Origin of the sequence: Burkholderia sp. HMSC10F09 (genome assembly GCF_001806955.1) — a bacterium.
GTDB classification, from domain to species: Bacteria; Pseudomonadota; Gammaproteobacteria; order Burkholderiales; family Burkholderiaceae; genus Burkholderia; species Burkholderia multivorans.
The window spans coordinates 1-3,579 of the sequence record NZ_KV786774.1; the positions used below are offsets into that span (position 1 = coordinate 1).

Annotated in this window: 5 protein-coding genes; all 5 read right to left on the bottom strand. The window is 69.2% G+C overall.

What is annotated here, in order from left to right; genetic code table 11:
* Positions 1-75: 75 nt before the first annotated feature.
* On the bottom strand, positions 76-870 hold the full coding sequence (locus HMPREF3115_RS17905; protein WP_175835621.1) for an enoyl-CoA hydratase: 795 nt from the start codon (positions 868-870) through the stop codon (positions 76-78).
* A gap of 120 nt (positions 871-990) precedes the next feature.
* Positions 991-1,356, bottom strand: a complete 366-nt coding sequence (locus HMPREF3115_RS17910; protein WP_006399794.1) for a response regulator — start codon at positions 1,354-1,356, stop codon at positions 991-993.
* Positions 1,357-1,386: 30 nt separating this feature from the next.
* Complete coding sequence (locus HMPREF3115_RS17915) at positions 1,387-2,343, bottom strand: chemotaxis protein CheX (protein WP_006403847.1); 957 nt, start codon at positions 2,341-2,343, stop codon at positions 1,387-1,389.
* Positions 2,344-2,399: 56 nt separating this feature from the next.
* The gene (locus HMPREF3115_RS17920; RefSeq protein ID WP_006409692.1) at positions 2,400-3,002 is read right to left on the bottom strand and encodes a hypothetical protein; all 603 of its coding nucleotides are present in this window, start codon (positions 3,000-3,002) and stop codon (positions 2,400-2,402) included.
* Positions 2,999-3,579 (bottom strand): methyl-accepting chemotaxis protein (locus HMPREF3115_RS17925; protein ID WP_070555487.1); only part of this gene is annotated, 581 nt, incomplete at its 5' end. The genes HMPREF3115_RS17920 and HMPREF3115_RS17925, both read right to left, overlap by 4 nt.

Genomic DNA, 3,579 nt, shown 5'->3' on the forward strand with positions numbered 1-3,579 from the left:
GCTGAACGCGCGGCGGCCGCGCCGCCGCGTTCCGGTCAGCGCCGCGCCGACCGCGGCGCAGTGCCTGCCGCCCCGCTACGCACGCCACGTCGGCGCGCGCTTTTCCAGGAACGCATCGATGCCCTCGCCGGCATCCTCTTCCATCATGTTGCGCGCCATCACGTCGCCCGCGTACGCATACGCGTCGTCGAGCGGCAATTCGCGCTGCCGGTAGAACATCTGCTTGCCGTAGCGCACCGCGGCCGGGCTCTTCGCGACGATCTCCGCAACCTTGCGCGCGACCGCCGCGTCGAGCGCATCGGCCGGCACGGCCTCGTTGACGAGGCCCCACGCGGCGGCCGTCGCCGCGTCGACGAAGCACCCGGTCACGAGCATGTCGAACGCGCGCTTGGCCGATACGTTGCGGCTCAGCGCGACGGCCGGCGTCGAGCAGAACAGCCCGACGTTGATGCCGGACACCGCGAAGCGCGCGGTGTCGGCGGCGATCGCGAGATCGCACGCGGCGACGAGCTGGCAGCCGGCCGCCGTCGCGATCCCGTGCACGCGCGCGATCACCGGCACGGGCAGCGCGCGCATCGCGAGCATCACGCGGCTGCATTGCGCGAACAGCGTGCGGTAATAGTCGAGATCCGGCTTGCTGCGCATCTCGCGCAGGTCGTGCCCCGCGCAGAACGCCTTGCCTTCGGCGGCCAGCACGACGCAGCGCACGCGCGCGTCGGCGGCCAGCGAATCGAATGCGTCCCGCAGGCTGGCCAGCATCGCTTCGGACAAGGCATTGAACTGCTGCGGCCGGTTCAGCCGCAGCGTGACGACGCCGTCGCGCATGTCGCGCAACAGGATCGGCTCGGAAGTCGCGTGATCGGGTTCCATGATGTTCCGCTCGACGAGGTTCGGCCGGATTCGCTCCGGCATCGACAGACGAAGACGGTCAAATGGTCCTCCACATTCGGCGCGCCGTCCAGTCGCCGGCGGCGCCGCGCGACGCCGCCCTCAGCTCGCGAGCTTCTTCAGCGCATCGAGCACCGCATCGCCCTTGAACGGCTTCACGATCCAGCCCTTCACGCCCGCGGCCTTGCCGCGCTCCTTCATCGCCGGGCTGCTTTCGGTCGTCAGCATCACGACGTTGACCGACGTATTCGCGAGCTCGCCGCGGATCTTCTCGACCATCGTCAGCCCGTCCATGTTCGGCATGTTGACGTCGCTGATCACGAGCCGCACGCCCGGCGTCGTGCGCAGCTTCGCGAGCCCGTCCTTGCCGTCGACCGCCGTCGCGACGTCGAGCCCGTGATTGCGCAGAAAGCCCGCGACCTCGTCGCGCACCGTGCCCGAATCGTCGACCACCAGAATCTTTGCCATGCGGTATTCCCCTTTCGTGTGTTGCTGACTTCAAAACAGTTCGAGTTCGCCCGACTCGACCATCGGCCCGACGTCCGGCACCTGCTCGCGGAAATCCTCCGGCGACCAGCTGAGACTGAACACGAAGCGCTGATCAATCTGCACCGCGCGGCCGCTCGACGGGTCCGTCATCCGGTACTTGAAACAGAGCTGCGGACAGTCGCCGCCGAACGAGATGAACTTCTGCTTGTGATTGACGACGAGCGGCACCTGCACCGGATGACGCGCGAGCGCGTCGGCGTCGCCGAGGTAGCGGTTCTTGAACGCGCCCCAGACGAGGTTCGTCAGTTCGCCGAGCACGCCGTTGACGTCGCGAAAGTCCGGCGCCCGGTCGCGATGCACGCTGCCGATCATGTCGAGCAGCGGCTGCTCGCTCGTCTGCAGCAGCATGTAGCCGCGGCACCACGCGCTTTCCAGCGCGATCAGGCTGAACACCTCGCCGAAGATGATCTGGTCGCGCACGATGCACGGCGTGTCGCGCTCGATCGTCATGCCCGGAAACAGCGTGTCGAGCCGCGCCTCGGTGATCTCCGAGATGCCGCGCACGAGCGCGTTCGGGTAGTCGCGGCTGAACAGGTATTCGTCGATCGCGCGGCGCAGCGGCGTCATGTCGTCCGCGACGTACGCGGCGCAGGCGACGCGGGCGAGCGCCTCCGGCAGCCCCTCGCGCGACGCGAGCGACGTGCGGCGCAGGATGATCGGCAACTCCGGGCGCAGCGCGTCGATCTGCGTCGCGACGATCGCGCTCTCGGCCGGCGAACCGCCGTAGTCTTCGGCGAGCAGGATCGCGCCGAGGTCGATGTTCGAGCGCAGCACCTGCAGCAGCCGGTTGCGTCGCACGGTCAGCCCGACCAGATGATGTTCGTCGCAAAAGCGCTTGATCGCGTCCGCATGTGCGCGGCTGTCTTCGAGCACCAGCACCTTGCTGACGGGTCGGTCTTCGGTCATCTCGCAAATCCTCGGGTTCGATCGCGCGGCACGCGCGCGGGGTTCGTCAGGGCCGGTCAGAACAGTTCGAGCGCGCCGCCGGCGTCTACCGCGGCGGCCGTTTCCGGCACGTGGAAGTCGACCGGCGCGTTGGCGCAGACGCAAAGCGTCGCGCCGATGCGCACGTCGCCGTCGAGCGTCACGTCGTAGGCGGCCATGTGGTCCGGGCGAAGCGCGGCCAGATAGTCGACGCTCGCGCCGTGCAGCAGATACGGCGTCGACATCCCGAGATCGGGGAACGCCGCCGTCAGCGCCTGGTTGATCGCCCCGCAACACAGATTCGCAATCTCCATGAACGCTTCCGGCAACGGCCGCTGTGCACCGCCCGTCTGCATCGCGGACGCGAAATGGCGGCGTGTCGCTTCGTCGTCACGAAAATTCAGCGCGAGCAGCAGCCGGAAATGCAGCGCGGAAATCGTCAGCACGGCAAGGTGCTCGGCCGCGCGCGCGTTCGGGCGTGGCGTCGGGCGCGACGCGGACGGGGGCGTAGACGCGCTCGAAGCATCGCCTGCATCGTGCGCGACGGGGCGGATGTCGCACGCGCTGTCGGCGGCGAGCCGCGTGCGCGCGGCGTCGAAGAAGATCCGCTCGAAACCGGCCTTCGCCTGTGCGCTGATCACGCGGCCGCTCCCTCGAATCGGGCGCGCAGCTGGCCGGCCAGCGTCTCGACCGTCGCGAGCGCGGCCGTGATCATCTTGCCGCCGGCCTGAATGTCCTGGAACGTCGCGGCCGTCACGAGATCGTTGCGGTTCAGGCTGTCGCGATAGCTGTTCGACAATTGCTGCGAGCGCGCGGCGAGCCCGCGCACCTCGCTCGCGACGATCGAGAAGCCGCGGCCCGCGGCGCCCGCACGCGCCGCTTCGATCGACGCATTGAGCGACACGATCGACACGTGCGCGACGATCGCCGACAGCTCCTGGTTCTTCATGCGCATGTCCTGGTTCTGCGCGGTCAGCGAGATCATCTGCTCGTGCCAGCGCTCGAACGTGCCCGCGAGCCCGCGCAGGCGCGCCGCTTCGTCGGCGATCTTCGTCGCGTGCTGCGCGAGCGTGTCGCGTTCGGCGGCGAGCGTACGGCAGGCGTCACGCTGCGCGTCGCATTCGGCACGCGCGCGCGCGAGCGCGTCCTCGAGCTGCGCTTCGCGCTCCGCCCATGCGGCCGCCGCGTCCGCATGCGCTGCCGTCGCTTCGTCGGCGC